Below are 26,428 nucleotides of genomic sequence, written 5' to 3' on the forward strand. Positions count from 1 at the left end.
AAAGCAGCACTTCGGCGGGACAGGCGCCCCCGCCCGCCCCACCTCCACCGAGCGCCTAGTATGAGGGTCGGAATCCCGTCATATCCGACGAAAACCACACACTGAACCGCGTCCCCGTCGCCAGCACATCGACCGTCAGCTTCCATTGATGGGCCTCGGCAATCTCCTTGCAGATCGCCAGCCCGAGCCCCGCACCGTCATACCGCGAATCCGGCGCCCGCCAGTATCGATCGAAGACCAGCGGAAGATGTTCCCGCCGAATCCCCGGCCCTTCATCTTCGACATGAATCGCCGTATCAAGAACAGTCAGCACCACGACCCCGCCCGACGGCGACGCATTGATCGCATTCTCGAGCAGGTTCTTGAGCAGGATGAAAAGCGCCCCGCCATCCGCCCGTATCGGCGACGCGGAATCGCGCGCTTCGATATGAAGCGTCACCTGCTTCGCATCGGCCTTGCCGGCCAGCAAGCTCACGACGTCCCGCGCGACGTCGGCACCATTCACATCCCCGAAACTGAAGTTCTGCGCTTCGCTGACTTCAGCCAGATGCAGCAGTTGCTTGACCTGCCGCGCCATCAAATCGATCTCGCGAAGCAAAAGCGCCTTCTGGCTAATGTCCGGTTGCAGCTCGATCTGCCCTCTGACCAGCGTGAGCGGCGTCTGCAACTCGTGCGCGGCGTCGGCCAGAAACTGCTGCTGCACCGCAAAGCCATTCTCGAGCCGGGTCAGCGCGTCATTGAATGCATCGATCAGCGGCTTGATCTCGCTGGGAATCCCCGCCGACGACAGCCGCGTCTTCAGATTGCGCGGCTCGATTTCCCGCGCGGCACGCGATACCTCCCGCAACGGCTTCAGCACATGGCTGATCGTCAACGGCAGCGTCAGTCCGAAAATGACGGTCGCAATGACCAGCACATAAACGACGGTCTTCGGTATCGGATCGATCCGCGTCCTGACGAGCGCATCGACGAGTTGGTCGCTGTGCGCCACCTGCACGTAATAGACGACGCTCCCGTTCAACGCGCGCTGCGTCGCGACCGCGTATGCCTTGCCGTCGATCGTGGTGGGCAGCACCTTGCCTGCCACCGTCGCGAGGTCCTCTGTCAGCCACGGTCGATCGTCGCTCGAAGGCACCGACGCCAGCAACACCTTCCCCGTCGCATCGAGCACGCGATACTTCACGTCGGCCGGCAAGAGCCGGAACATCACCGCCGGATGCTCGCCCAATCGCACGGATGCCGGCCGCCCGGCCGCATCGAAACGCATCCCGGCCACGATATGACGGATGCTCTCCATCTGCTGGCGCCGTCCCAGGAACTCGGGATATCGATCCAGAAAATAGACGGAAAGCGCGGACAGCAACGCCAGGCTGATGGCGAACGCGGCAACGTTGGTCACCCACAGACGCGTCGACAGACGCAGGACCCAATGACGGAACATGGCGGTTTTCTTACGAGGGAGTAGCCACGTGCGACACGCGGCGAAGCATCGTCACGCGTCCCGCAGCGCGAAGCCGGCGCCGCGGATATTGGTGAGCCGCATCGTTGCGCCGATCGCCGTCAATTTCTTGCGCAAGCGGTGCACGGTCACCTCGAGCGCGTTCGGCGTGACCGCTTCCGCGAGCCCCCATGCGGCATGCTCGAGGTTCGAATGCCGGACGGTCCGGCCCGCCGCTTCGATCAGGCAAAGCATGATCTGCAGCTCGGCCGGGGCCAGCAATACCGTCCGGTCGCCACAGCGCATCGCCCGCTGGGGCGGGTCCACGGTCACGTCCGCGAACGACGCGACGAGCGTCGTGAGCAGCGCCGGACGCCGCATCAGCGTACGGACGCGGGCGACGAGTTCGCTCATTTCGAACGGCTTGGTCACATAGTCGTCGGCGCCGCTTTCGAGTCCGTCGATGCGGTCATGCAACGCGTCGCGTGCCGTCAGCATCAGGCAAGGCATCATGCGCCCCGCCGCGCGCAGCGTCCGCAAGAACGCCAGACCGTCTCCGTCGGGCAATCCGCGATCGATGATCAGCAGCGCGTAATCGGCCCGGTCGACACCGTAAGCAGCTTCCCGAGCATTGCCGAACCGGTCGGATTCTATTCCCGCCGCGGCCAACGCCTGGGACAACAGGCCGGCCAGGCGCTCGTGATCCTCGACAATCGCCACTCTTGGCATGCTCGCACTCACTTGAACCGATACATGTAGCCGATCCGGGCCTCGGGAATGAACCGCCTGCCGACGAGCGGACTGTCGGTGATGCCGTCGCCGAGACGCGACACGCCCACGTCCACGAACATCGTCTGCTGCTTCGTCAGCCGGTAGTCGACACGCGTGCCGGCCGACACGTTCACGGCCGAACCCGCGCTGTAGGCGGCGCGCCAGGCACGCGCCTCGGATGGTCGCACGCCGTAATAGTAGTCGACGTATTTGTTGCTCAGCCATTCCACGCCGACATGTGGCGCGATCGAAAATGCGCCGACGGCGAACGCCTTCTCGAAGCCGATCTTCGCGCGCTCGCCCTTGTTTCCGCCGAGCAGGAAGCTACCCGACAACGTGCCGAAGCCGGTGCTCCATGACAGTGCAGGGCCGTACCAGAACGCGCCCTTGCGATTTTCCATGCCGTTGAGGATCGGCGCGTCCGAGCCCTTGTATCCGTCGAACAGCGAGAACTGGCCACGAAACGCGAGATTGACGCCACTCCAGCTGCCGATTTTCAGATCGACCGTGGTGCCGATGGCCTGCACCCATTTGTTGTCGAAGTAGACCAGCGGAAAAGGCAATACACGGGTGCCGTCGCCCCTGTAGGCCGACGGCTCGATGCCGACGCCGGCGCCCAATCCCCAGTGCGTGACGTTCGTCGCGTTGTTGAGGATAGTCAGCCCCGTATTGTCGGGATCGGGCGGGCTCGCGCCCTCGTCCGCCCACGCGGAAGCAGATGAAAGTGCAAATGAAGCGGCAATCAGCCATAACGGGCGTGCGCGGCGAGAGGCAATTTTCACAATCGTTCCTGGAGTCGAGGGTCGAAACGGGGGCTACTGTAGGACCAGTCGACTTACCGCTCACTTACCAGGAAAAAATCATCGCTTTGCGGACTGTGCGGGAAATGCAGATCGTGGGAAATATCGACGCAGGGCGAGCCTGTGTCGCCCCCGCGCCTTTAAGGAATATCGCAGTGCGCCCCGTCAAAACACCGTATGCAACCCCATCCGTGCGACCGCCTGACTCGCGGAACTCGACGCCCCGTCATTCACTTGGAACGAGGTCCGACTTTGGCAATGTCATCGACGAGCTTCTCCAGCTTGCTGACATGGTGAGTGATTTCCGCAAGGTCCCGATCGCGCTCAATCTTGTTTAGTACCTCGACATCGATTTCGAGAATTTCTGCAATTTCCTTTGCGAGCGCGGCGGAAATCGGCCGATGCCCTTTCTTCCCTTTTGGCGTCAATATATGACTTACGCGGGACATGGAGCGCCATCCAAGCCGCAAAGCCAGATCCTTTTTAGTACCGACCGGCATTTTTTCCAACTGCGCGATCAGATTTCTCCGCCGACGCTCCTCGGGAGGCAGTTGAAAATCCTCGATAGGCCCACCTGTGTCGAATGCGAAATTTTGTCGAACCCTCGCCACTTCGTCCTTTGCCGCCTGTTCCTGTAACGACTCGCGCTTTCGCGCTTCAATTCTGGAGTTCAACCCGGCAAGACCACGTTGACGATTTCTCCGAGCCGCTCGAACATCATTACCAAGCTTGACGAGCGCGGAAATATCGCCCTTTTGTGCCGCCGTTACACATTCCAGTAAATGCGCCTCCAGAAATATCTGGTATTTCTCCAGCCAAACTGCTCGCTCGGCCCTTTGAGCTTGCCCGAACTCATCGACCCGACGCTGTAACGACGCCGACAGACCCGAGTCAAAACGTTCTTCGAGAAGTCGCGCGAGCTCCTGCCCTACGCTCGCTCCCCGCGCCTTCGCCGACGCGACCAGATTCCGCTTGAGACTCACCGGGATACGAGCAAACAGGGGCTCGGTGCGCGCTTTCAGTTTATCAACCATGCAATCACTTTAGCATGGCTGCTCGAAAACGACGCCATGGCCTAAAGTCGCTCCAGTCACACTCGTGGCCAACCTTCTCTAGAAAAAGAGGCAAATATGAGCAAACTCGGCATCGCGGAAGGCATTAAATTGCGCGGAAATGTCAATCGCATTACCGAAATCATGAAGCAAGGCACACTGGAGGACGCCGTCGCCTGTTTCGCCCTGGGCGGAATGACGCTGCAGGCGAGCGGCGGCGACGTCCCTCTCCTGCGCAATCTGTCGGAACTGACCCGTACGGCCTTGCCGAAACGGGTGGTCAAGGACTACTTCGGCGCAAGCAACGGCGTCGTCATGAGTCTCGCGTAAGCGAGTATGGCAATCGCAAACGCAGTAAAAGTCGAAAAGAAAACGGGCCGCCTGGCCCGTTTTCCGTTTGATCCGCCCAACGATAGGCGTCGCATACGCGACGCACCACGGCGCATCTGAAGCGCGGCACCGCCGCCCCGTCAAAACACCGTATGCAACCCCATCCGCGCGACCGCCTGAGTCGCGGAACTCGATGCCCCGTTCGGGTCCAGCACGCCATTCACCTGCGCATTCGCGCCGCCATTCGCGCGCTGACAATCCGCCGACACATACACCATCGTCCGCTTCGACAACAGGTATTGAAGCGCGACGCTGATCTGATGCGCATGGTTGTCGTTCACCGCTTCATTGCCCTTCATGTACATGTATTTCGCGCCCAGCACGATATCCGGCCTGATCCGCCACAAGCCGCCTGCCTCGGCCATCCACACGCCCGCATCGTTGAACGAATTGCGCACGGTGGTCATCAGCGCCTTCGCGGTCACGACACCAAAGTCGTAGTGCATGCCGACACCCCAGTTGCGCACGCTGGTCGACGGCACGCCCGGCGCCGGGCCGTACTTTTCGTTCGTATAGGCCGCGCCCACGCCGAAAGCCCCCAGCTCGTAGTTCACGCCGGCGCTGACGGCGTTGTCCGCACCGACCGAGCCGGCCACGCCGCCGAACGCATACATCACGCCGCCAGAAAAACCCGCGACCGTCGGCGAGCTGTACTTGACCGAATTCGCGATCGGCTTGCTGCCGGCCGTGCGGTCCCAGTCGAACGCGCCGGTCGGATTGCCCGGCAGCGCAAGACGCTGGAACGGGCCGTTCCGAAAGCCGTACAAGCCGGAAATGTCCCGCGAAATCGCGTTGCCCCTTGAAAAGAGCGCATCCACCATGAAGTCGTACTGATTGCCCAGCGTGATACTGCCGAACCGGTCGCTCTCGATGCCCACGTAGGCGTTGCGCCCGAAAATCCCGGTCCCGACGATGCTCCCGTTCGCCATCGAGAACTGGTTCACGAGCGCGAACGTCGCGCGATATCCGCCGCCGAGATCCTCGGTACCGCGCAGGCCGAACAGGTTGGGCGCGAATATGCCGTCGTCGAACTTGACGTTCTTTCCGCCGCCCTCGTTGCTGACGTACGTGATGCCGGAGTCGATCAGCCCGAACATCGTCACGCTGCTTTGCGCCCACGCGCCTTGTGCCACGGCGAGCATCGCCAATACACCCAACCTGAGTTTCATGTCGTCTCCGTCTTTTTTATGAAAATACGAGTCCGTCACCCGTCGCGGGGCGGGTGTTCGCTCATTGCTTTGTAGAAAATCGCCTTGATTCAGGCAGTCACATCAACACCAGAAATTAGTTTTACTGATTGATCAATTCGAAAAATTTCCAGTGAACCTGCATCGACGCGCAAGCATTCCAAATCCGCGAAATCAAGCGCCCCGAAAGACGATCCACGCGGATGCATCCACCTCGACGGCCACGGTTTCCAGCCCGGCCCCCGTGCAGGGCCCGTCGATACACACGCCGTCATCGAACCGGAACAACGCACTGTGATGCGCACACATCAACACCTGCGACCGGTAGCAGGACACAGTGCCCGGCACGAAATCGAGCGGCACCGAAAAGTGCGGGCAACGATTCACGTACGCCCACACCTGCGCGCCACGCCGCACCACGATAATGGGCTGACCGATACACGCTGCGTCGACGACTCGCGCGCCACCATCGGGCACATCGGCCACGCGGCACAGCTGTTTCGCTTCCATCGCTCACACCCTTTGCTCGGGATTGCCGAGGCTCCAGTCCCACGGACGCACCTCGACGTGCGAGAACAGGCCCTCCTTCACATACGGGTCGTTGCCGACGAACCGCATCACCGCATGGATATCGTCCGCCTCGATGACGAGCAGCGTGCCGTTCATCGCGTCGCCTTGCGGGTCCAGCGTCGGGCCGCCGAGCCGCACATACACGCCGTGCTCGGCCGCCGAGCGCAGATAGCTCCGGTGAATCGGGCGCATGCGGTCGCGCACGTCACGCATGCCCGGTTGGTCGGTGGCAAACACCGCGAAAAAACGCGCCATGGCGATCAGCTCCGATCGAGGATGAAGCCGGACATCGCTTCGCGGTACAGGCCGTGCAGGCCGATCTGGTGAGTCATCACGTCGTTCTCCGTTCGCCCATCCGGCCGCTCAATGCGGCGCGCGTCCTTCCCATGCGTGCTGAAGCAACGCGCGAATCGCCGCGCGTTCGATCGGCCGCGGGTTCGCATACGGATTCCTGCATGCCAGATCGGCTGCTTCGTCGAGCCCCTGCTGCGGCATCCCGATATCGGCGAGCGCCGGCGCGATGCCGAGCTGCGCGTTGAGCCTGAACAGCAGCGGCCCGGCTTCCGCCGCATCGCGCCCGCCCAGCGCCCGCGCGACGCGACGCAGCGCATCGGGCGCAGCGGCGTGGTTGTAATGCGCGGTATGCGGCAACATCGCCGCGTGCGTCTGCGCGTGCGGCAGGTTGAACGTGCCGCCGAGCGTGTGGCAGAGCTTGTGATGCAACGCCATGCCGACCGCACCGAGGCAGGTGCCGGCGAGCCACGCGCCATACAGCGCGCGGCTGCGCATCGCACGATCTTGCGGATCGCGCACGACGACGGGCAACGCTTCGCCGAGCGCACGGATCGATTCTTCGGCCATCAAGCTGATGACCGGGTTTGCATCTTCCGCGTAGAGCGCCTCGACCGCATGCGCCATCGCATTGACACCGGACGCCGCCGAAATGGCTGGCGGCAACGACACCGTCAGCGAAGGGTCGTAAATCACGGTCCGCGGCAGCACGCGCGCATCGCGCCCGGTGCGCTTCAACCGATCTTCGGTGAGCCCGTAGATCGGCGTCATCTCCGAGCCGGCATAGGTCGTCGGCACGGCGAGGATCGGTAGCGACGATTGGAGCGCGATGGCCTTGCCCAGCCCGATCGTCGAACCGCCGCCGACCGCGATGCAACAGTCCGCGCCCAGTTCGGCGGCCGTCTCGCACGCCGCGCGTGCGACTTCGACCGGCACGTGCATCACGGCCTGCGCGCACACGCCGGCCGCCCGCTCGCCCAGCACGTCCTTCACGCGATCGGCGAGCGGCTGCTGTTCGGGCGTGGAGAGGATGAGCGCGCGGCGTGCGCCGAGCGCCGACAGCTCGTCCGGCAGCCGGGCCAGCGCGCCCCATTCGAAGACCACGCGCGACGGGGTGCCCTGATAGACGAAGCGCTCCATACGAGCCTCAGCGCTTGAAATGCGGCGGCACGTTGCCGTCGACGTTGACCCACACCGAGCGCGCTTCCGTGTAGTCGTGCATCGCCTCGAAGCCCATCTCGCGGCCGTAGCCCGACTTGCCGACGCCGCCGAACGGGCTGCCCGGATTGACGCGCTTGTAGCAGTTGATCCAGCACATGCCTGCGTCGATCCGCGCCGCCATCCGGTGGGCACGCGACAGGTCGTTGGTCCACAGGCCGCTGCCGAGCCCGTATTCGGTTGCGTTGGCGATGGCCAGCGCTTCGTCGTCGCTGCCGAAGCGCAGCACGGTGACGAACGGGCCGAACACTTCCTCCTGCGCGACACGGTCGGTCGCACGCTTCGCCTCGATGATCGTCGGGCGCACGTAGTAGCCATTGGCGAGCGCCGGGTCCTGCGGTGCGCTGCCGCCGGTCAGCACGCGGCCGCCCTGCTCGCGCGCGACGTCGACATACGACAGCACGCGATCGAGGTGCTGCTTCGACGTGAGCGGCCCCATTTCGGTATCCGGATCGAGCGGATTGCCGATCCGGATCGACGAGGCGAGCGCGACGAAGCGTTCGAGGAACGCGTCCGCGATGCGTTCGTGCAGCACCAGGCGCGACCCCGCGATACAGGCCTGCCCCTGGTTGTGGAAGATCGCCCACGCGGCGCCGTTGATGGCCGCGTCGAGGTTGGCATCGTCGAACACGATGTTGGCGCCCTTGCCGCCCAGTTCCAGTTGCACGCGCTTCAGGTTGCCCTGCGACGCTTCGACGATGCGCCGGCCCGTCGCCGTCGACCCGGTGAACGCGATCTTGCCGACGCCTGGATGTTCGGCGAGCCGCTGGCCGGCCGTATGCCCGTAGCCGGGCACGATGTTGACGACGCCGGCAGGAAACCCGACCTCGGCCATCAGCTCGACGATGCGCAGCGTCGACAGCGGCGTGATTTCCGACGGCTTGAGCACGACCGTGTTGCCGGCGGCGAGCGCCGGCCCCATCTTCCAGCTCGTGAACATCAACGGAAAATTCCACGGCACGATCTGGCCGACGACGCCGATCGGCGCGCGTTGCACGTAGTTCAGGAAACCGGTCTCGACCGGGATCACCGAGCCTTGCAGCTTGTCGGCCATGCCGCCGAAATAGCGAAAGCAGGCCGCCGTGCGCGGCACGTCGAGCGCACGCGAATCGCGAATCGGGTGGCCGGTGTCCAGCGATTCGAGCTGCGCCAGCGCGTCCGCGTTGGCTTCGATCGCATCGGCCAGGCGCAGCAGCAGACGGCCGCGCTCGGCGGCCGGCATCGCCGACCAGGTCGGGAAGGCGCGCGCCGCGGCTTCGACGGCCAGATCGACGTCCGCCGCGGTGGCCGCCGCGATCTTCGTGATGACGGAGCCGTCGTGCGGGTTCAGCACGTCGATCGTGCCGCGATCGACGGCGTCGACGAAGCGCCCGTCGATGAAGAGTTGGGTTTGCATGAATCGTCCTCGGTGTATCGCAAAAGCAAAAGCGGAAGCTGCAACTGACGCGCGGCCTAGAACGCGATCGGGTACGGCGCGAGCTCGCCGCTCTCGTAGCGTTGCGGCAGATCCGGCGTCGCGTTTTCCCAGACCAGCAGCATCGAGCGCTTCGTCGAATAGCCCTGATGCCGGATATCGGCCGGCATCGCGCAGATGTCGCCGGCCCGCATCGTGATGCGCGCACGCGGCGCGCCGGTGTTCTTGTCGCCGATGTCCCACACGATTTCGTCGGACAGTTGCAGGAACCATTCGACGCGATCGTTGCCGTGGAACACCGGGAGGATGAATTCCTCGGTGGTCGGGCAAAACAGGCTGCGCCCGCACACCGACGTGACCGACGGATTCCACGTCACGTCCGAGCGCGACAGGTACTTGAACAGGTTGAACGCGTGCAGTTCGCCGTCGAAGCCCGGCTCGACATGCACTTCCGGTTCGTCCTGCGTCACGTCGAGAAACGCGCGGTTGACCGGCAGCTCGTCGCGCAGCGGCGAGTCGCCCTCGAGGCCCGGCATGCGGCGCGTCGCGATGCGCGTGCGCTCGATCGCCGCGCCGTTCTCGCCGTGCTTGCGGCCGAACGCCGTGCCCGTTTCCTCGGGCGCCGCGAACGGGTCGAAGCCTTCGTTGGTCCAGTCGTGCAGCATCGCCTTGAAGGTCGCCATGATCGTCGGCGTGTCAAAGGTCTCGGTGTAGTCGACGCCGGCGTCCTTCAGGATGCCGTTGAAGGTGCCCGCATACATGTCGACCTTGCCGTAGTGATTGCGCGTGCCGAATACGTGGTCGAAATTCACCCAGCCGTAGAAGAAGCCCCATGCGACGTCGCGCATCATCGCGCGCAGGAACGCGTCCGCCGGCATCGCATGCGTGCGGGTCTGGCCTTTCGCGGGCCAGCTGATCTTCACGAAATATTCGTCGCGCTGGAAGGCGAATTCGCCAAGCTGAAAGCGGCGGTAGCCGGTGACGGCATCGGCTTCGGTCGATCGCACCAGATCGGCGGCAAAGCCGGTAGAAAGGTCGAGGGTCTCGAGGGTGGCCATTACGTGTCTCCTGGAATAGTCGAATGCGGTCGGAAGGTCAGTGCAGGCAGATCTCGGCCCACTTCTCGACGGACAGCTCGCCGAGCACGGTCTGGACGAGCGCGACGCCCGGCCGGCTCGCGGTGAAGCGATACGCACAACCGGCCGGCAGCAGCGCCTGATGCCCTTTACGCAACACGACGTACCCCATGTTTCGGCCGGCCGGATGCGCGCCCGCGCGCACGGTGCCGCGGCCCGATTGCGGCGGATCGTCGAGCTTGATGAAGTCGATGCGGACTTCGCCGTCCATCTGGATCGCGAACTCGTCGTGCGCGCACGCGAACCACGGCGACTGCCCGTCGGTCCGCAACACTTCGATCACGTATTCGAGGTTCTTGCCGGCGACGACCTTTTCGTAAGGGGCCGACTTCGACGCCACCTCGAAGACGTTCGAGAAGGCGTAGTGCTGCGCGCTGCCGCTGGTGATTTCGATCTCGCCCTTCCGGTAACCATCGAGCGAACCGAAGACGGTGTGGAATGCCGTGCTGGTCATTGCTGTCTCCTGAGTTGAACCGCTTGTTGGATTCCACTCTAGGGGCAACGAACACCAGCAACAAGGCAACGGACGACGATTACGGCATTTGCGTTTCGCGAATAATCCGCGCGGGTCAACGCACCCAGCCGCGCGCCAGCAGCGGCAGATCCCACGGCGATTCGTCGCCGATGTATTCGGCGAGGAATTCGACCAACGCTCTCACCTTCAACGCCTGTCGCTGCGTCGCGGGATAAACGGCGGCGAAGCTCAGCGGCGCGAGCTGGTAGTCGGTCAGGATCGGCACCAGGCGGCCCGCGACGAGCGCGTCGCTCGCCACGAGCGTCGGCAGGCAGACGACGCCGCCGCCAGTCAACGCGTACTCGCGCAACAGATGAACGGAGTTCGAGCGGATCATGCCCGGCAACTCCATTTCGACGACCTCGTCCCCGCGCGTCATCGTCCAGCGGTTGCGCGACGGGTAGCCCGAATACAGCGCCGTGGTGTGTTGCAGCAGATCGCGCGGATGTTGTGGTGCACCATGCGCGTCGACATACGCTGGCGCGGCACAGAAGAGACGCCTGACCGTAAACAGCCGTCGCTCGATCAGCGACTCGGAAATCGGCGGGAAGATCTGGAACGCGATGTCGAACCCTTCTTCGACAGGGTCGACGACGCGATCGTTGACGATGATGTCGAGCTGGATGCCCGGATAGCGCTGATTGAATGCGGCGAGCGGCGCGCCGAAGTGATCGAGCGCGAAGCCGGGCAGCATCTGGATGCGCAGCCGGCCGGTCGGTGTGGCGCGCAGTTCGCGCATCTGGTCCGTCAGCTCGTTGACGCGGCCCACCACCTCGGCACACTCGCGATAGAACGTCTCGCCGACTTCCGACAGCCGCACGTGGCGCGTGCTGCGGTGGAACAACGGTGCATTGACGAACTTCTCGAGCTGCTGGATGCGGTTCGTCACGACCGAACTCGTCACACCCAGTTGCCGCGCCGCTTCGGCGAAGCTGCTGGCCTCCGCGACCCTCACGAATGCCTCGATGCTCAGAAACCGGTCCATACCGCACCTTTTTTCGACAGCGGAACCGGCAGTCTACCTGTGCGGGCGAAGCGCTGTGTCATGCAAAAGGCGTCACTGTGTCGCCAAATCGATGTCAATCGCCGGGCGCGCCGGCACCGGTGCTCGAAGGTACGCCCGCGCCGGTATGCGCTCGCCGGCATTACCGCGACTGCTCGCCGGCGGCCAGCCCCGGTTGCACGGCCGCGCGGCGCTGCAGCACGGCCGGTGCGGTTTCCTTCAGCAGCAGGCTGACCACGATGCCGAGCAGCACCGAGCCCATCGGCAGCCACAGAATGTTCTGGATGCCAAAGTGTGCGGCAACGTAGCCGCCCATCGCCGGCGCGATGCCGCCGCCGAAGATCTCGCCAACGCCGACCACCACGCCGATGGACGTCGACACGAGGCCGACCGGCGCGGCCTCGGTCGCTACCGGCCCGGACAGCAGCGACACCAGCCCGAGCGTGAAGAACGATGCGACGAACAGCACACCGAACAGCGCGAGCGGCTGCGGGCCGAGGCCGCGGAACACGTAGAGCATCACGGCCGTGCCCGCGAAGCCGACGATGCTGGCGATGCGGCGGCCGACCAGATCGGACAGGCCGGGCAACCCGAACTGGCCGAGAAAGCCGCCGAAGCCGATCGCGGACACGACGAGCCCCATCTTCTGCGTGCCGAGCGACAGGTAATCGGTCAGGTACAGCGGCAGCAGCGCGCCGAGCACGAAGACGCCCGTCATCGCACAGCACAGCGCGGCCATCGCGACGAGAATGTTGCGGCTCCTGAGCACATGCCCGAGCGACGCGGGTGCGTGCTCCGACGCGACCTCCTTCGCAACCTTCGGCTCGCGGATCACGAAGAACATGATCGCGCCGAGGATCAGGCCGGGCACGGCCACGAGCGCGAAGACCCAGCGCCACGACACGAAACCGAGCAACTGCGTGGCGATGATCGGCGACAGCGCGAGGCCGAACAGCGCGAAGCCGCTTTGCTGCAGGCCGAGGTTCAGGCCGCGCCGCCGCGGATGCGACGCATCGGCGGTCGCCGCAAAACTCGTCGGACAGAACGAGCCTTCCGCGACGCCCATCAGCCCGCGAATCGCCATCAGGCCGAGCAGCCCGCCCGCGAGCCCCGAGAAGCCCGACAGCAGCGAGAACGCGATGATGGCCGGTATCAGCACCTTCCGGCGGCCGATCTTGTCCGAGATACCGCCCATCAGCGCCGCGAAGATGCCCCACGACAGGCCGAGCACGCCGATGCAGTTGCCGACGTCCTGTGCGGTCAGGTCGAGGTCCTTCATGATCGAAGGAAACAGCGGCGCGATGAGCCAGCGGTCGAGGCCGACCAGCCCGAAGCCGAGCGCCAGCAGCGTCACCGCCTTCCACTCGTATGAGGTATCCCACTCGTTTGCTTGCATGTCCGTCTCCGTGGACGCCGGTTCGCCCGCGTGCGCCGCAGCGCCTGCGCATGGCCCGGGTCCGATGGTTTTTGTGTGCGACGCGAATCGCGAGGATCGCGAGGAAGTGCCGGCTGGCGTCCGGATTCGACGCATCGAACGGGCTCAGCCAACGCCACCACGATAGGTGCGCGGCCGCCGATCGGGTATGGAACAACCAGCGAACGCGTCATTCGCGAAACGCAAATAATCGGGAGCGGCGGGCGGGAAGGGGCGGCGGGAAAGCGTCGGGCGAAGGGTGCGGCACTGGAGTGGCACTCGCTCGCGTGTTACCGGGGGAATCCCTCATAGACCTCGGGGTGTCGGCGGACTGCTCGCTCGGTGCGGTCGATTCCGTGTTGGAAAACGTGCTCGATGGATGCGGAGCAACTGGAAAGAAGTGCTCCGGGCACCCTTCCGGCGAGCCGTCGCCGTCGAAAACTTCGTCGCCAATCTTCACCTGTATGGGCACCGGCCAGATCGAGAAGTAAATTCCATTATTCATCGATTTCATAAAACATTATTCCACACGGAGCCCAATCCCCAGCCAACTTTGGATCCTTTTTCCCTTCTGTCCCCCGTATCATTTCCGTCACTACGCAATCAGCAAGAGACGGACATGAGCGACACCACCCCGCTGCACTACCTCGACTACGCAGCCACGACCCCTGCCGATCCGCGCGTGATCGAAGCGATGACGGCCTGCCTCGGCTTCGACGGCATCTTCGGCAACCCCGCATCCAGTTCGCACGCCGCCGGCCGGCTCGCGAAAGACAAGGTCGAGCACGCCCGCGCGCAAGTCGCCTCCCTGATCGGCGCGGATGCCGACGAGATCGTCTGGACGTCGGGCGCCACCGAGTCGAACAACCTCGCGCTGAAGGGCTATGCGGAACACGCGACCGGCAAGCGCCACCTGATCACGAGCCGCCTCGAGCACAAAGCCATCCTCGACACGATGGCGAACCTGGCGAAACACGGCACACAGGTCACCTTCCTGACCCCCGATGCCCACGGCGAAATCACCGCCGACGCGGTGGCGGCCGCGATCGGCCCCGACACCGGCCTCGTGTCGCTGATGCTCGTGAACAACGAGATCGGCACGCTGACCGACATCGGCGCGATCGCCCGCATCGTGCATGCCGCCGGCGCACTGCTCCACGTCGACGCCGCGCAGGCGCTCGGCAAGACGCCGATCGACGTGCGCGCGCTCGGCATCGACATGATGTCGATGTCCGCCCACAAGGTGTACGGCCCGAAGGGCATCGGCGCGCTGTTCGTGCGCCGCGAGATCGCGAGCCGGATCGCGCCGCAGATTCACGGCGGCGGCCACGAGCGCGGCTTGCGCTCGGGCACGCTCGCCACGCATCAGATCGTCGGCATGGGCGTCGCATGCGCGCTCGCCGCTGAAAAGCTCGACGGCGAAGCCGCACGGATCGCGGCGCTCGGCGCGCGGCTCACCCGCGCGCTGTTCGCGCTCGGCGACGTCACGCAGAACGCGGCCGCCGCCCGCCGCATCCCGCACACGCTGAGCCTGACGGTGCATGCGCCGGGCTTCTTCCCGTTCATGCTCGGCGATGCGCTCGCCGTGTCGTCCACCTCCGCATGCAATTCGACCAGCGGCGCGCCGTCCCACGTGCTGACCGCGATCGGCCTCGATGCGGAAACCGCCGGGCGCACGGTGCGCATCAGCTTCGGGCGGTTCTCGACCGAACAGGACGTCGACTTCGCGATCGGCTGTTTCGCGCGGGCGATCGAGCAATGTCGGGCCGCGGCGGCGACCGGCTTCACCGCGTCGCGGCAGATCACGCCGGCCGACCTGAAGGCGATCCGCAATGCCGGTTTCCGCGCGGTGATCTGCAACCGGCCGGATGGCGAAGGCGACGATCAGCCGGCGTTCGAGGAGATCGCCGCGGCCGCGCGCGAACTCGGCATGGACGCGCGCTACCTGCCGGTCGAACGCGACCGCATCGGCGACGCGGAAGTCGACGCGTTCGGCGCGCTGGTCGACGCGCTGCCGAAGCCGGTGCTCGCGTATTGCCGCAGCGGCAGCCGCTCCGGCCTGCTTTGGAATCGGCTGTCCGCGCGACGCACGGCCTGAGCCGCCGCCCTTCCGCCGTTACGCGTCACCCCTGCGTTCACGCACGAAGCCGATGCCTCGCTGCATGAACGCCGGATGGCGCCGGTCACTTCCGCCTCACGTCTGTTCATCGCCGTTCACCGGCGTATAGATCGCCAGCTTCAGCGCGGGATCGTCGTTCGCCTGAAACGTCGCGTACTCGTAGCGCTGCGTGCCGCGTCGCGCATGCACGAGCACCTTCTCGCCCGACACGCCACTGCGCACGTCATGCGCATCCCACCATTGTGCGAACTCGCCGCTGCCGGTGCGCAGGCGCGCCACCAGCGCGACGAACGCCGGGTCGCTCGCGTAGAGATCGTGGTTCGCGCGAAACAGCGCGATCATCCGGCGTGCCTCGTCGGCCCAACTGGCGGCGAACAGCGCACGCGCGTACGGCGCCTCGAACATGTAGACGAGGATGTTGCGATCGGCCGGCGCCAGCCGGTCGAAGCCGAGCAGATCGGCCGCGGCAGCATTCCACGCGAGGATGTCCCAGCGCCGGCCGGTCACGTACGCAGGCTGCTGAAGATGCGCGACGAGCCGCGCGATGGCCGGCGGCACATGCTCCGGCACGAACGCACGTGCCCCGTCGCGCCGCGCGAGCGTGCGCAGGTGGGCGGCTTCGGCCTTGTCGAGCCGCAACGCGCGCGCCAGCGCGTCGAGCGTCGCATCCGACGGATTGACGTCGCGCCCCTGCTCGAGCCGCACGTACCAGTCGACGCCGATGCCCGCCCGTTCCGCGACTTCCTCGCGCCGCAGGCCGGGCGTGCGCCGGCGCGGGCCGTCGTGCAGGCCGACGGCATCCGGGCGCAGCTTCTTGCGCCGCGAGCGCAGGAAATCGCCGAACGGGGTTCGCGTGGTGACGGTCATCGGGTTCGCTCCGTGCTGGGTGGTACCGGCCGATCCTGGGTTCGCGCCGGGCCTTGTTGCCGATTCTAAGCCTGCCAGAATCGACGCGTCCCCACCCCGAGGAAGCGTCATGAAAGCTGCGATCCTGAAGTCGCTCGGCCAGCCGCTCGCGATCGAAACGATACCGGACCCCGTGCTCGGCACCGGCGAAGTCGTCGTGGACGTCGTCGCGACGCCGGTTCTGTCCTATGCACGGGAAGTGTTCAGCGGCGAGCGCCGCTATCCGATCGAGTTGCCGATGGTGCCGGGCTGCGGCGCGATCGGCCGGGTCCGGCAAACCGGCCCCGACGCGACGCAATTGCAGCCGGGCGACTGGGTGTTCTGCGACCCGACCGTGCGCTCGCGCGACGATGCGCGGATGCCCGACATCGTGCTGCAGGGCTGGAGTGCGCGCGGCGAAGGCGGCAAGCAGTTGCAGCGCTATTTCCACGACGGCCCGTTCGCCGAGCGGCTGCGCGTGCCGACCGAGAACGCGGTGCGCATCGGCGCGATCGCGCCGGCCGACGCCGCGCGCTGGTGCGCACTCAATACGCTGCTCGTGCCTTACGGCGGCCTGCTTGCGTCCGACCTGCGCGCCGGCGAAATCCTGCTCGTCAGCGGCGCGACCGGCAATTTCGGCAGCGCCTGCATCGCGGTGGCGCTGGCGATGGGCGCGCAATGCGTGGTCGCGCCCGGCCGTAATGCACGCGTGCTGGCGGAGCTCGAACGCCGCTTCGGCGAGCGCGTGCGCACGGTCGGGCTGACCGGCGACGAAACCGCGGACCGCATCCGCATGCAGCAGGCGGCGCCGGGGCCGATCGACTGCGTGATCGACCTGATGCCGCCGTCGGTGCCGGCGACGACGGTGCGTGCCGCCGTGATGGCCGTGCGTCCTTATGGACGCGTGGTGCTGATGGGCGGCGTCGGCATGCTCGGCGGAGCCGGGCTCGAGCTGCCGTATCCGTGGATCATGCGCAACGACATCACGCTGCGCGGCAAATGGATGTACCCGACGGAAGCCGTGACGCTGATGACCGGGCTCGTCCGCGGCGGGTTGCTCGACCTCGGGCATTTCGACGTAACGGTCTTCGCGCTCGACGACGCGAACGACGCGGTCGCGCATGCGGCGGAACATGGCGGGCCGTTCAGGATGACGGTGATCGCGCCGTAGCCTGCGCGATGGGTGCTACTTCGGATACTCCAGTTGCAGCGCGACCCAACTGGACGTCGCGTCGTCGTAGCGCGCCGCGATATCGGCAAGCACGCCGGGCAGCGCCGAATCGCCCCGCCGGCCAGCCGACATCGCCACACGCGCGTGCCGGACATCGGCCGGCTGCGCCAGCAACCGCAGCCCGTGCCTCGACTCGACTACGCTCGCATCGGCCGTCGCGACGACATCACTGCGCCAGGTCCGCGCCCACGCGTCGGCGGTCAACGCGACCGTGAGTTCGTCGAACCCGCTTTCGACCGGCAGATCGAACGTCTCGTGCCGCCAGAACGCGAGGCGGTTCATCAATGCGATCGCCACCGCGCGCGCGGTCAACCCGAACCGGCCACCGTCGTGATCATCGCTCCAAGCCTGTACGCCGAGGCCCCGCGCTGTCTCGCGCGCTGCGTTCGGTCCGGCCAGCACACCCAGCAACGCCAGCGAAGCGGGAATCGATGCGGATACGCCGGTCGTCGTCATGACGTTGCCGTCCATCACGTAGCGACGATCGTCGACCCATTTCGTCTCGGTGAAGCGGCGACGCAGGCCCTCGCGCGAATACCAGTGCGACGTTGCGGTGCGCTGCCGCAGCAGGCCGGTGTTCGCGAGGACCTCGGCGCCATCGCAGATCGCCACCATCGTCGCGCCGGCAGCAGCCTGCCTACGTAGCCAGGCCAGCACGGCCGGCCGGTCCGCACGATGCAGCGCGGGAACGATCACGACGTCGGCGCCCGCGGGCACCGTCGCGTCGAACCGGTCGAACGTGGTATCGGCCAGCATGCGCAGGGCGGGCATCAGTTCGACCGTGCCTTCGTCGGCCGACACGGCGACGACATCGACGGCGCCGGAGCGCTTCAGAATCGCGTACGGAACGATGAAATCGGTCGTCTCCGTGCCGGCGTTGTCCGCGACGATCACCACGAGCGGCCGCGTGCGGCCCGCCTTCGGCATGGCGATCGTCAGCGTCCGGGCCGCCGCCGGCGCATCTTCCGCCATCGCCCGCGTCGGCCCCCCCAATGCCCACGCACCCAACAGCCCGCACACGAGCAACACCGCGCTGCCTGTCTTCCGTTCCCGCATCGTCCACCCGTATCGATCGATTGCATGTCCGGAAAATTACAAGGATCATGCTCGCGGTCACAAGGACAACTCCACCGCACTTTCCGCCATGTCCCAGTCAACCTGTTCGGCACGCGACATCGTCGTCGTCGGCTTCGAAGGCGTCCAGTCGCTCGACATCACGGGGCCGATGGAAGTGTTCGCGGTCGCGAACCGTCATCTTCCGGCGCACGCCGCCCCATACCGGCTCACGCTCGCGTCGCAACACGGGGACGACATCGTCACGCACGCGGGCCTGCGCCTCGCCGGCGCGGCCGCACTGGCGGCGCTGCCCGCACGAATCGACACGATCATCGTCGCGGGCGGCGATGAAGCGGCGCTGCGGCACGCCGCGTCGGAAGCCGGCGTGCTGCCGTGGCTCCGCACGCGGATCGCGGACACGCGGCGCATCGCGAGCATCTGCACGGGTGCGTTCGTGCTCGCCGCCGGCGGATGGCTGGACGGCAAGCGCGCGACCACGCACTGGAACCAGTGCGCGACGCTACAGGCGCTCTGTCCCGACGCGCGGATCGAACCGGACGCGCTCTACGTGAGCGATCCGCCGTTCCATACGTCGGCCGGCGTGACGGCCGGCATCGATCTGTGTCTGGCACTCGTCGAGGCGGACTGCGGCGCGCCCACCGCGCTCGCGGTCGCACGCGAACTGGTGCTGTTCATGCATCGTCCCGGCGGACAGGCGCAGTTCAGCGTCGGGCTCGACATCCAGGCTCGTGCGACGCCGCGCATGCGTTCACTGCTCGCCGACATCGCCGACGATCCGGCCGGCGACCTCGGCGTCGCCGCGCTGGCCGCGCGAATGCACATGAGCGAACGGACCTTCGCGCGCAATTTCTTCAGGGAGACCGGCGTGTCGCCCGCGCAGTACGTGCTGGCCGCGCGTGTCGAGCGAGCGAAGGCGCTGCTGGAGCGGGCCGACTGGCCACTCGAACGGATCGCGGAACGCGCGGGATTCGGCAGCGTGGACGCGCTGCAGCGTGCGTTCGCGAAACGCGTCGGCGCCTCGCCGCGCGACTATCGCGCGCGCTTCGGGCCGCGACGCGAGAAGCGGCGGAGGGAATAGGACGCCGGCCGATCCAGCGCCTGCGCCCGCCGACATTCGGCGGCCCGCGCGACCGAAAGCCGCGCCGGCTGCCGCCCTGCCCGGCTACGTCACTCGTCCTGCTGTTCCTGCTGCGCCTGCACCTGCCGCTGCCGGATGAACTGCCGGACATCGCTCATCGTCACGCGGCCGGTGTGCTTCGCATCGATCTCGTCGAAGTGCTTCGACACGAAGCCGAGCCCGCTGCTCTGCGCCTGCGCTTTCGTCACCGCCGCGCCGTTGCTCAGCACGGTATTGCCGCCGAGCCGCGCGTCGACGCGCTGTTGCGCCTGCTGTTGCAAGGCCGCGCCGGTCGACGGCAACACCGGCGCCGCGCGCGTGGCCGGAAAGAACGGACCGTCGACACCGCGCCCGCCGTGCGGCAGCTTCACCGGCGCCACCGCCTGCGGCGGCAACGCATGGGCACTGCTCATCACGGCACCGAGCACGATCAACGGAGACATACGCCGCATCAATTGGATTAGGGACATGATCGCTCGCATTCAATGGATGAAGAGAGGGTTCCTTTGATAAGGACTCCGTCGCTCAAGGGGTTGCCGCCAGCGTCGTCGCGGCGGTCGCGCCTGGCGTGCTGCCGGTCGGGACGCTCGGCGGGTTTTCATCCGGCCACGGCGGCGGCAGCGTGTGCAGCGTCAGCGCCGTCGGAATCCGCGCGCCCTTGTAGAAGGTCTGCAAATCCCGCTTCATCTGCGGGCGCGCGACGTCGTCCAGATAGATCATGTGACCACCCTGGAAGAAGTTCACCTGCAGCTTCGGATTCAGGCCCTTCACCGTCTGCAGCCGCGCGAGTTGCTTCTCGGTGTTGAAGAACGGCGTCGCGAGATCGTGGAAGCCGTTCTCCGCGAGCACGCGAAGCTTCGGGTTGAGCTGCAGCGCGCCGAGCAGATCGGGGATCGTGTCCGGCATCGGCTGGCCGTCGTGCGAGAAATCCCAGACCTCGATGATGTTGTCGTTCAGCGGCAAGTACGTCGCGTTCGGGGCCGTATAGCCGAGGTAATCCGGCATCTGCGTCGCGAGCGCGTTCGTGAACGGCTGAGAGATCAGGATGTCGGACGGATCGCCGTCGTTCTGCAGCCGCGGGTCCGAATTCGGCAACGACACGCGCCCGTCGTACCGGCCGATCGTCGTGCCGGGCAGCAGGCTCGTGCCGAACGGATTCGCGTTGAAGTAACCGCGCAGCGCCTGCTGGGTGAGGCTCGACGGGATCGACCACAGCCTGAGCGTCGCATCGCTCGGGAACACCGGCGTGCCGAGCGCATCCGGGATGCCGAGCTGGCTCAACACCCACGACTGCGAGTACTTCTGCAGCTGGCTGTAGATCAGCGTCGTGAACAGTTCCGTCTGCAGTGCATACAGATCCTGGTTCACCGGCGCCGGCGACACCTGGTTGAAGTACGCCGCGACCGCCGCGTAGCCGGGCAGATAGCCGGCCACCGTGTCGGTATCGAGCAACAGCCCTTCGGTCGATTGCGTGATCGCCACCGCTTCCACCGCGTCCGCGAAGTAGTTCAGGATCGCCGACTGCAGCACGATGCCCGTCAGGTGCACGCCGGCCGATTCGAGCGCGAGCGCGAGCATGTCGGTACGCGGCGTGCCGTACGATTCGCCGTACAGGTAGATCGGCGACGTGCCGCGGCTGTTGACGTTCAGGTAGCGCTGGATGAAGTCGCGCATGATGTTCACGTCCACGTCGGAACCCCAGTACTTCTGGTTGGTGTTCGGCAACACGGCTTCCGACAGCCCGGTGCCGGGCGGGTCGATGAACACGAGGTCGGTGGTGTCGATCAGGCTCTCCGCATTGTCGACGAGCGGATAGTTCGGCCAGTTGTTGCCGAACAGCGGATCGGGCGTGGCCACGCGGGTCGGCGCGAACGAGCCGAGGCGCAGCCAGATCGACGACGAGCCGGGCCCGCCGTTATAGACGAACGTGACCGGGCGCGGCTTGCCGTTCGTGCTGGGCGCGGTGTACGCGACATACGACATCGACGCTTCCGGGTTGCCGTTCGCATCCTGCGCGGTCAGGTGGCCGGTGGTGGTCGTGTAGTCGATCGTCTTGCCGCCGCCTTTCCACTGGTAATGCATGACGGCCGCTTTCTCGGACACCTGCGACGGCGCAAGGCCGTCGGTCGCGTTCATCGAGTACGCGACCGGGTCGACGTACGGCTGGTTGGTGGCCGGCGCCTGGGTGCCGGCGGCCTGCGCGCTGGCCTGCTGGCTCGCGGTGGCCTGCGCGAGACTCGACGCGCCGACGGACGACGAATCGTCACCGCCGCATGCCGCGAGCGCCAGTGTCATGGCAGTCAATGCGCCTAGCCCGGCCAGCCGGCCGCGACGAACACGGCGGCTGCCGGTACTGCTCCTGTCTGGTTTCATTCTCTGCCCTTTGATTTCGGATACCGTGTCACAAAGGCCGCCAACGCCCGCGACACGCGCAAGCTGACCCGCCACTCGCGTTGCACGATCGGCAGTCGGCGGTTGGGGATGGGACTGCTAAGAGACTGAACTTGATACAGACACAGCAAACTGCTGGCGAGAATGATGCCCGGACGCGCCCCCTGCAGTTTGGACAACTTTTGTATGACTGAAACTTGAGCCATGACAAAAATAGGCGGTGCTGCGCCGCGTTGTCAAAGATCATTCGGATATTAAAAATCCCGCAATGATGCGAAGGCTGGACAGTGTCTGGTATTTGAAAGAAAACGGAATTATTCGTGCAAGGCGAGCTTTATCGGCTATGTCGCGTCGAATATTTTACTTTTTCGGCATAACACGGAAGCCTTTCCTGCATTGGAGAAACGCATCGAAAGCCTTCAGATCGACAGGACTATTCTTTCAATTTTATTATCGTCAATCGATTAAGACGATGCAGCAGCATGCACACGTCATTCGATGATTCTTTCCATTTCAATCGCACTTCAATCGAAGTATCGATGTGCACCGCATCATCCATAAAATACCGGTTCGATTAATTGTTCACGGCATTATTTACCCGGTATTCGAACGGCTTTCCGGAACGGGCGCGATGTCCGGCATTGCCGCACATCGCGCCGTCACCAAGACTCAAACCACGCTTACTTTCCGCCGCCCGGCAGCGCGATATCGATCAGCACCGGATCGTGATCCGACGAACGATACGCATCGGCCGCGTAGAACGTCTTCTGCTGCTCGGCCGACTTGTACGCAAGCGTGTACTGCAGCGCGAGCGGCTCGTCCGCATTGATGTGCCATTCGTGCACGGCCTTAACGTGCGACGCGAGCGGCAGCGTCGCCAGTGCGTGGTCGAGATAACCGGCTTCGCCGTTGTACACGTAGCTGTACGCATTCGCGCCGATCCAGCGCGCGACGAGGTTGCGGTAGCCGCGCGATTCCAGCGTGCGGATCGGATCTTCGTACGTGTAGCTGTTGAAGTCGCCGATCAGCAGCACGCCCTGGCTCTTGACGCCCGTCGGGTTGCCGGCCAGCCAGTCGGCGACCTTCGCCGCCGCGCGCGTGCGCGTCGGGTTCCAGCAGCCTTGACCATCGCCCTGGTCGAGATCGTCGTTCGCGGCGTCCGGGCAGTTCTTCGACTTCAGGTGGTTCACGGCCACCGTCAGCGCCTGCTTGTTGCCGTTGACCAGCCGGAACGACTGCGCGAGCGGCTGGCGATTCTTGTCGTCGATCGCGAGCGTCGCCGCACGGCCGACCGGCTCGACCTTGCGGCTGTCGTAGATCATCGCGACCGCAATCGCATCGCCGCCGAGCCGCGACGTGCCCGGATCGACCACGCGCCAGTGGTTGCCCAGCTTCGCCGCGAGCTGGCGCACCGCGCTCAGTTCGCCATAGCCGTTGTTCTGGATTTCCATCAGGCCGATCACGTCGGCGTCGATCGCCTTCAGCGCGCTGACGATCTTCGCTTCCTGGCGCTGGAATTCCTGGAACGTCTTCGCGCCGCGATTGTTCGGATCGTCGAAGCCGCCGCCGAGACCGTTGCCGTTGAAGTAGTTCAGTACGTTGAACGATGCGACGCGCAGGTTCGATTTCGGATCGCGCGCCGGTGCGATGGTGCGCGGGTTCGAACGCGCGTCGAACGCCGGCACGGCCGCGCCCGGCAGCGGCTGCACGCGCCAGGCGCCGTAACGCACTTCGAGCACGCCTTCCACGTCGCGCACGGTGTAGCCCGCGCGCAGCGTGTTCGCGGCCGACAGGCCCGGCGCCGGATACGGCACGGTCGCGGGGTTCTGCTTGTTCGAGCCGTCGTCGAGGATCAGGCGGTTGCGCGCGTTCGCGTCGATCTGCGTCTGCGCCTGCGCGGGCGGCACGACGCTCGTCGGCGTACGCAGGCGGCCGTTGCTGAGCATCACGCTGCCGTAGCGGCCGAGTTCGTAGTTGTCGGTGACGCTCAGCGTCTGCGGCAGGCGCACGAGCATCCCTTCGTATGCGGCGAACGCGCTCGGGCTGTCGACCGGCAGCGTGAGCGTCGCGGGCGTGACCGTCTGGCCGTTCGCGCATACCGCGATCGCGCCCTGCAGCGTGAGCTGCGTCTGCCCGTATTTCTCCTCGACCTTGCCCGTTACGTGCACGAGATCGCCGGCCTTCGCGCGCGCTTTCGGCGCATAGACGAACAGGCCTTCGGACACGCCCGGCTGGTTGCGGCGCTGCGCGTCCGCCTGCTGGACGAAGAAGCCGCCGAAACCGTCGGTGCCGCCGAAATCGGCGGTGACGACCGCTTCGATCGATGCGTTCTGACCGGCGAGCGGCGACGGCGCGCCGGCCCCCTGGATATCGGCGATCGGCGTCGTGCTGCCGCCGCAGTTCGCGCTGACGGGCGCGGCAGTGGCGGCGAATACCGGCGCGGCGAGCGTCGGGAGCAACAATAGCGGGGCAAACAGGCAGATTGGCGAGCGCATGGCGGGAATCCCGGTTGTGAGGGTGGCGAAAGCTTAGCGGCGCTCAATGACAGTTTTTGGTAATCGCGAGACAGGCCGATGTAATCGTCGTCATCACGCCGCGATCGCCATGCGTCGTCCGGTCAAGTCTCGACAATGCAGCCGATCTTCCGACGACGAAGCCCCGCCGCTAGGCCGTCCCCGGCAACGCGCTCGACACGAGCACGGCCGCCACCATCAGCACGCCGCCGAGCACGACCGCCTCGACTCGCAACACCATGCCGAACCGTCTCAACGCGCGTACCGGTATCGCGGCGGCCGGGTCCTTCAACGCGGCCAGCAGCTCCGGCATCCCGAAGAAGCGGTTGTGTCCGCCGAGCATCGCGGCAATCAGCACGAGCACAAGCTTCAGCAGCAGGATTTGCCCGTACGTCGACGCGAACAGGTTGGCGGGTGTATCGACGCCGCGCCAGCCGTTGTACGCGCCGGTCGCGAACAACACGACCAGCGCGTAAGTGGATGCGTCGGACAGCGACTGCACGAACGATGCGCCCGTCGCGCGTTCGCTCGCCGGCATGCGGGCGAGCCGCGACATCACGCCGAATGCCGTCACGAGCACGAGCCCCACCCACGCGCTGATCGCCAGCAGATGCAGCCAATCGATCCACACTGGCACGCTGAACAGCCCGGCGTCCACCGGATGGCCGCCGTTGCTGCGCGCCAGCGCGACACAAGCGAGGGCAGCCACCATCGCGAACGGAAACCGCGTGTCGTCCGTGCGTCCGACGAACGACAGCAGCACGACGACGAGCATGAACGCCGCCCCGGCCAGCCACGCATGACCGAAGCCGGTGCGCGCGAGCATCGAACACACCGCCAGCCCTGCGTCGAGCAGCGACACCTCGCTCATCAATGCGCAGTGCGCCCAGAATGCGGCGACGCTCGCGAGCAGCGATACGACGGACGCAATACGCAGCGTCGCGGCGAGCCGCCGCCCAACGTCGTGCTGCCACGCGGACACGCCACGTGCGAGCCAGTGCCGGCCGAGCAATGCGCCGACGACGACCGCGAACCCGGCGTTCTGGATCGCCACCGCCACGAGCCGCAGCAGGCCGACGATGCCGTCGTTCATTCCTTCACCCGGAACGTATAGGCGCCCTTCGTGCGATGCGCATCGGCCGTCATCGCCGCCCACTGTACGGTGTACGCGCCTGCCGCAAGCTTCGGTATCGCGACGGTCATCACGCGCGGGTTCGACGCGTCGACCTTCGCCTTGTCCTGCGTGACGGCGTTGCCGCTCGCGTCCGACACCTTCACCGAGCTGAACGCCGGTTCGACGTCTTCGTTGAACGTGAGCCGCACCGTGTCGGGCGCCGCATCGATCGTGCTGCCGGCCGCCGGTACGGCGCGCTCCAGCTTGCCGTGCGCCGACGCCGCGACCGGTGCGCCTGCGAAGATGGCGGTAGCCGCGGCAAAGCCGGCCAGCCGCTTGAGCATCGAGATCGTCATGTTCACGCGCTCCGCTTCACGGCTTCTTCAGCTCGACGACGGTCAACGCACCGTCCACGTCCTCGGCGACGAAATCGATCGTATCGCCCACCTTCACCTGCGCCAGCATCGCCGGGTCCTTCACCTTGAACACCATCGTCATCGCGTCCATCCCGAGGTTCTCCAGCGGGCCGTGCTTGATCGTCAGCTTGCCGGCCGCCGTGTCGACCTTGCGGATCTCGCCGTGCGACATGCGCGACGCCGCGGCGCCCTGCTTCGCATTCGCGCTCATGTCCATGCCGGCCATGTCGCCGGCCGCGTACGACGCCGCGGAGAACGCCAGCGCGCACCCCGTCGCCATCAAAACCAGTCCCTTCTTCATCGTGTCGACTCCCGTGTGAGTGAATGGAAACCGGCGGCCGCATCGACGCGGCCGCCGCATGCTGCT

At 65.8% G+C, this 26,428-nt stretch carries 25 protein-coding genes; 4 read left to right on the forward strand and 21 right to left on the reverse strand.

The genetic code is table 11. The features are described 5' to 3' along the window. Window positions 1-55: 55 nt before the first annotated feature. The 4 genes from AP428_RS24895 to AP428_RS37490 form a co-directional block, all read right to left on the reverse strand. Window positions 56-1,441 carry an ATP-binding protein gene (locus AP428_RS24895; protein ID WP_011694490.1) on the reverse strand — a complete coding sequence of 462 codons (1,386 nt, stop codon included), beginning with the start codon at window positions 1,439-1,441 and terminating at the stop codon, window positions 56-58. A gap of 51 nt (window positions 1,442-1,492) precedes the next feature. After that, complete coding sequence (locus AP428_RS24900; protein ID WP_011694489.1) at window positions 1,493-2,167, reverse strand: response regulator transcription factor; 675 nt, start codon at window positions 2,165-2,167, stop codon at window positions 1,493-1,495. Between the two features lie 8 nt (window positions 2,168-2,175). Beyond that, on the reverse strand, window positions 2,176-2,991 hold the full coding sequence (locus tag AP428_RS24905; protein ID WP_011694488.1) for a MipA/OmpV family protein: 816 nt from the start codon (window positions 2,989-2,991) through the stop codon (window positions 2,176-2,178). Window positions 2,992-3,239: 248 nt separating this feature from the next. Beyond that, a complete protein-coding gene (locus AP428_RS37490; RefSeq protein WP_011694487.1) occupies window positions 3,240-4,043 on the reverse strand; it encodes a hypothetical protein in 804 nt (267 codons plus the stop codon). A gap of 96 nt (window positions 4,044-4,139) precedes the next feature. Here AP428_RS37490 and AP428_RS24915 point away from each other — a divergent pair, with 96 nt between their 5' ends. After that, window positions 4,140-4,391 carry a hypothetical protein gene (locus AP428_RS24915; protein ID WP_011694486.1) on the forward strand — a complete coding sequence of 84 codons (252 nt, stop codon included), beginning with the start codon at window positions 4,140-4,142 and terminating at the stop codon, window positions 4,389-4,391. A gap of 140 nt (window positions 4,392-4,531) precedes the next feature. Here the strand turns inward: AP428_RS24915 and AP428_RS24920 are convergent, their stop codons facing one another. From AP428_RS24920 to AP428_RS24960, 9 genes are all read right to left on the reverse strand, one after another. After that, window positions 4,532-5,620 carry a porin gene (locus AP428_RS24920; protein WP_011694485.1) on the reverse strand — a complete coding sequence of 363 codons (1,089 nt, stop codon included), beginning with the start codon at window positions 5,618-5,620 and terminating at the stop codon, window positions 4,532-4,534. 192 nt (window positions 5,621-5,812) lie between these two features. Continuing rightward, on the reverse strand, window positions 5,813-6,148 hold the full coding sequence (locus AP428_RS24925; RefSeq protein ID WP_011694484.1) for a Rieske 2Fe-2S domain-containing protein: 336 nt from the start codon (window positions 6,146-6,148) through the stop codon (window positions 5,813-5,815). A gap of 3 nt (window positions 6,149-6,151) precedes the next feature. Beyond that, window positions 6,152-6,463 (reverse strand): YciI family protein, encoded by a 312-nt coding sequence (locus tag AP428_RS24930; protein WP_011694483.1) that lies wholly within the window; start codon window positions 6,461-6,463, stop codon window positions 6,152-6,154. Window positions 6,464-6,571: 108 nt separating this feature from the next. Beyond that, window positions 6,572-7,639, reverse strand: a complete 1,068-nt coding sequence (locus tag AP428_RS24935) for a maleylacetate reductase (RefSeq protein WP_011694482.1) — start codon at window positions 7,637-7,639, stop codon at window positions 6,572-6,574. Between the two features lie 7 nt (window positions 7,640-7,646). Continuing rightward, window positions 7,647-9,113 carry an aldehyde dehydrogenase family protein gene (locus AP428_RS24940; RefSeq protein ID WP_011694481.1) on the reverse strand — a complete coding sequence of 489 codons (1,467 nt, stop codon included), beginning with the start codon at window positions 9,111-9,113 and terminating at the stop codon, window positions 7,647-7,649. Window positions 9,114-9,169: 56 nt separating this feature from the next. Next, the gene (locus AP428_RS24945; protein ID WP_011694480.1) at window positions 9,170-10,189 is read right to left on the reverse strand and encodes a hypothetical protein; all 1,020 of its coding nucleotides are present in this window, start codon (window positions 10,187-10,189) and stop codon (window positions 9,170-9,172) included. A gap of 37 nt (window positions 10,190-10,226) precedes the next feature. Next, complete coding sequence (locus AP428_RS24950; RefSeq protein ID WP_006479834.1) at window positions 10,227-10,721, reverse strand: hypothetical protein; 495 nt, start codon at window positions 10,719-10,721, stop codon at window positions 10,227-10,229. 115 nt (window positions 10,722-10,836) lie between these two features. Beyond that, entirely contained in the window at window positions 10,837-11,766 is a 930-nt protein-coding gene (locus AP428_RS24955) for a LysR family transcriptional regulator (RefSeq protein WP_011694479.1), read from the reverse strand. Between the two features lie 160 nt (window positions 11,767-11,926). After that, a complete protein-coding gene (locus AP428_RS24960; RefSeq protein WP_041489629.1) occupies window positions 11,927-13,180 on the reverse strand; it encodes an MFS transporter in 1,254 nt (417 codons plus the stop codon). 637 nt (window positions 13,181-13,817) lie between these two features. Here AP428_RS24960 and AP428_RS24965 point away from each other — a divergent pair. Next, complete coding sequence (locus AP428_RS24965) at window positions 13,818-15,296, forward strand: aminotransferase class V-fold PLP-dependent enzyme (RefSeq protein WP_011548374.1); 1,479 nt, start codon at window positions 13,818-13,820, stop codon at window positions 15,294-15,296. A gap of 96 nt (window positions 15,297-15,392) precedes the next feature. Here the strand turns inward: AP428_RS24965 and AP428_RS24970 are convergent, their stop codons facing one another. Then, window positions 15,393-16,184, reverse strand: coding sequence for a helix-turn-helix transcriptional regulator (locus tag AP428_RS24970; RefSeq protein WP_011548375.1), 792 nt, complete (start codon window positions 16,182-16,184; stop codon window positions 15,393-15,395). Window positions 16,185-16,293: 109 nt separating this feature from the next. On the opposite strand from AP428_RS24970, the gene AP428_RS24975 reads away from it, so the two are divergent. Then, complete coding sequence (locus AP428_RS24975) at window positions 16,294-17,373, forward strand: zinc-binding alcohol dehydrogenase family protein (protein WP_011548376.1); 1,080 nt, start codon at window positions 16,294-16,296, stop codon at window positions 17,371-17,373. A 15-nt stretch (window positions 17,374-17,388) separates the two neighbouring features. Here the strand turns inward: AP428_RS24975 and AP428_RS24980 are convergent, their stop codons facing one another. Beyond that, on the reverse strand, window positions 17,389-18,489 hold the full coding sequence (locus AP428_RS24980; protein WP_011694477.1) for a DJ-1/PfpI family protein: 1,101 nt from the start codon (window positions 18,487-18,489) through the stop codon (window positions 17,389-17,391). Between the two features lie 88 nt (window positions 18,490-18,577). Between AP428_RS24980 and AP428_RS24985 the strand changes: the two genes are divergently transcribed. After that, the gene (locus tag AP428_RS24985; protein ID WP_011548378.1) at window positions 18,578-19,588 is read left to right on the forward strand and encodes a GlxA family transcriptional regulator; all 1,011 of its coding nucleotides are present in this window, start codon (window positions 18,578-18,580) and stop codon (window positions 19,586-19,588) included. Window positions 19,589-19,677: 89 nt separating this feature from the next. Here AP428_RS24985 and AP428_RS24990 read toward each other — a convergent pair whose 3' ends face one another. The 6 genes from AP428_RS24990 to AP428_RS25015 form a co-directional block, all read right to left on the reverse strand. Then, window positions 19,678-20,070 carry a 2-oxoglutarate dehydrogenase gene (locus AP428_RS24990; RefSeq protein WP_226292281.1) on the reverse strand — a complete coding sequence of 131 codons (393 nt, stop codon included), beginning with the start codon at window positions 20,068-20,070 and terminating at the stop codon, window positions 19,678-19,680. A gap of 82 nt (window positions 20,071-20,152) precedes the next feature. Then, on the reverse strand, window positions 20,153-22,000 hold the full coding sequence (locus AP428_RS24995) for a peptidase S10 (RefSeq protein ID WP_011548380.1): 1,848 nt from the start codon (window positions 21,998-22,000) through the stop codon (window positions 20,153-20,155). Between the two features lie 698 nt (window positions 22,001-22,698). Next, window positions 22,699-24,513, reverse strand: a complete 1,815-nt coding sequence (locus AP428_RS25000) for an ExeM/NucH family extracellular endonuclease (protein WP_011548382.1) — start codon at window positions 24,511-24,513, stop codon at window positions 22,699-22,701. A gap of 169 nt (window positions 24,514-24,682) precedes the next feature. Next, complete coding sequence (locus AP428_RS25005; RefSeq protein WP_011548383.1) at window positions 24,683-25,624, reverse strand: CopD family protein; 942 nt, start codon at window positions 25,622-25,624, stop codon at window positions 24,683-24,685. Beyond that, window positions 25,621-26,001 carry a copper homeostasis periplasmic binding protein CopC gene (gene copC / locus AP428_RS25010; protein ID WP_011548384.1) on the reverse strand — a complete coding sequence of 127 codons (381 nt, stop codon included), beginning with the start codon at window positions 25,999-26,001 and terminating at the stop codon, window positions 25,621-25,623. Before copC ends, AP428_RS25005 begins: the two co-directional genes overlap by 4 nt. A 16-nt stretch (window positions 26,002-26,017) precedes the next feature. After that, the gene (locus AP428_RS25015; RefSeq protein ID WP_011548385.1) at window positions 26,018-26,362 is read right to left on the reverse strand and encodes a copper-binding protein; all 345 of its coding nucleotides are present in this window, start codon (window positions 26,360-26,362) and stop codon (window positions 26,018-26,020) included. Between the last annotated feature and the right edge of the window lie 66 nt (window positions 26,363-26,428).

It is taken from the genome of Burkholderia sp. E168m22 (assembly GCF_001319805.1).
Taxonomy (GTDB): domain Bacteria; phylum Pseudomonadota; class Gammaproteobacteria; order Burkholderiales; family Burkholderiaceae; genus Burkholderia; species Burkholderia orbicola.

Bases quoted from the DNA above. Each gene is read 5' to 3' on its own strand.
- AP428_RS24895 (WP_011694490.1), bottom strand. From the start codon at position 1,441: ATGTTCCGTCATTGGGTCCTGCGTCTGTCGACGCGTCTGTGGGTGACC.
- AP428_RS24900 (WP_011694489.1), bottom strand. From the start codon at position 2,167: ATGCCAAGAGTGGCGATTGTCGAGGATCACGAGCGCCTGGCCGGCCTG.
- AP428_RS37490 (WP_011694487.1), bottom strand. From the start codon at position 4,043: ATGGTTGATAAACTGAAAGCGCGCACCGAGCCCCTGTTTGCTCGTATC.
- AP428_RS24915 (WP_011694486.1), top strand. From the start codon at position 4,140: ATGAGCAAACTCGGCATCGCGGAAGGCATTAAATTGCGCGGAAATGTC.
- AP428_RS24920 (WP_011694485.1), bottom strand. From the start codon at position 5,620: ATGAAACTCAGGTTGGGTGTATTGGCGATGCTCGCCGTGGCACAAGGC.
- AP428_RS24925 (WP_011694484.1), bottom strand. From the start codon at position 6,148: ATGGAAGCGAAACAGCTGTGCCGCGTGGCCGATGTGCCCGATGGTGGC.
- AP428_RS24930 (WP_011694483.1), bottom strand. From the start codon at position 6,463: ATGGCGCGTTTTTTCGCGGTGTTTGCCACCGACCAACCGGGCATGCGT.
- AP428_RS24935 (WP_011694482.1), bottom strand. From the start codon at position 7,639: ATGGAGCGCTTCGTCTATCAGGGCACCCCGTCGCGCGTGGTCTTCGAA.
- AP428_RS24940 (WP_011694481.1), bottom strand. From the start codon at position 9,113: ATGCAAACCCAACTCTTCATCGACGGGCGCTTCGTCGACGCCGTCGAT.
- AP428_RS24945 (WP_011694480.1), bottom strand. From the start codon at position 10,189: ATGGCCACCCTCGAGACCCTCGACCTTTCTACCGGCTTTGCCGCCGAT.
- AP428_RS24950 (WP_006479834.1), bottom strand. From the start codon at position 10,721: ATGACCAGCACGGCATTCCACACCGTCTTCGGTTCGCTCGATGGTTAC.
- AP428_RS24955 (WP_011694479.1), bottom strand. From the start codon at position 11,766: ATGGACCGGTTTCTGAGCATCGAGGCATTCGTGAGGGTCGCGGAGGCC.
- AP428_RS24960 (WP_041489629.1), bottom strand. From the start codon at position 13,180: ATGCAAGCAAACGAGTGGGATACCTCATACGAGTGGAAGGCGGTGACG.
- AP428_RS24965 (WP_011548374.1), top strand. From the start codon at position 13,818: ATGAGCGACACCACCCCGCTGCACTACCTCGACTACGCAGCCACGACC.
- AP428_RS24970 (WP_011548375.1), bottom strand. From the start codon at position 16,184: ATGACCGTCACCACGCGAACCCCGTTCGGCGATTTCCTGCGCTCGCGG.
- AP428_RS24975 (WP_011548376.1), top strand. From the start codon at position 16,294: ATGAAAGCTGCGATCCTGAAGTCGCTCGGCCAGCCGCTCGCGATCGAA.
- AP428_RS24980 (WP_011694477.1), bottom strand. From the start codon at position 18,489: ATGCGGGAACGGAAGACAGGCAGCGCGGTGTTGCTCGTGTGCGGGCTG.
- AP428_RS24985 (WP_011548378.1), top strand. From the start codon at position 18,578: ATGTCCCAGTCAACCTGTTCGGCACGCGACATCGTCGTCGTCGGCTTC.
- AP428_RS24990 (WP_226292281.1), bottom strand. From the start codon at position 20,070: ATGTCTCCGTTGATCGTGCTCGGTGCCGTGATGAGCAGTGCCCATGCG.
- AP428_RS24995 (WP_011548380.1), bottom strand. From the start codon at position 22,000: ATGAAACCAGACAGGAGCAGTACCGGCAGCCGCCGTGTTCGTCGCGGC.
- AP428_RS25000 (WP_011548382.1), bottom strand. From the start codon at position 24,513: ATGCGCTCGCCAATCTGCCTGTTTGCCCCGCTATTGTTGCTCCCGACG.
- AP428_RS25005 (WP_011548383.1), bottom strand. From the start codon at position 25,624: ATGAACGACGGCATCGTCGGCCTGCTGCGGCTCGTGGCGGTGGCGATC.
- copC (WP_011548384.1), bottom strand. From the start codon at position 26,001: ATGACGATCTCGATGCTCAAGCGGCTGGCCGGCTTTGCCGCGGCTACC.
- AP428_RS25015 (WP_011548385.1), bottom strand. From the start codon at position 26,362: ATGAAGAAGGGACTGGTTTTGATGGCGACGGGGTGCGCGCTGGCGTTC.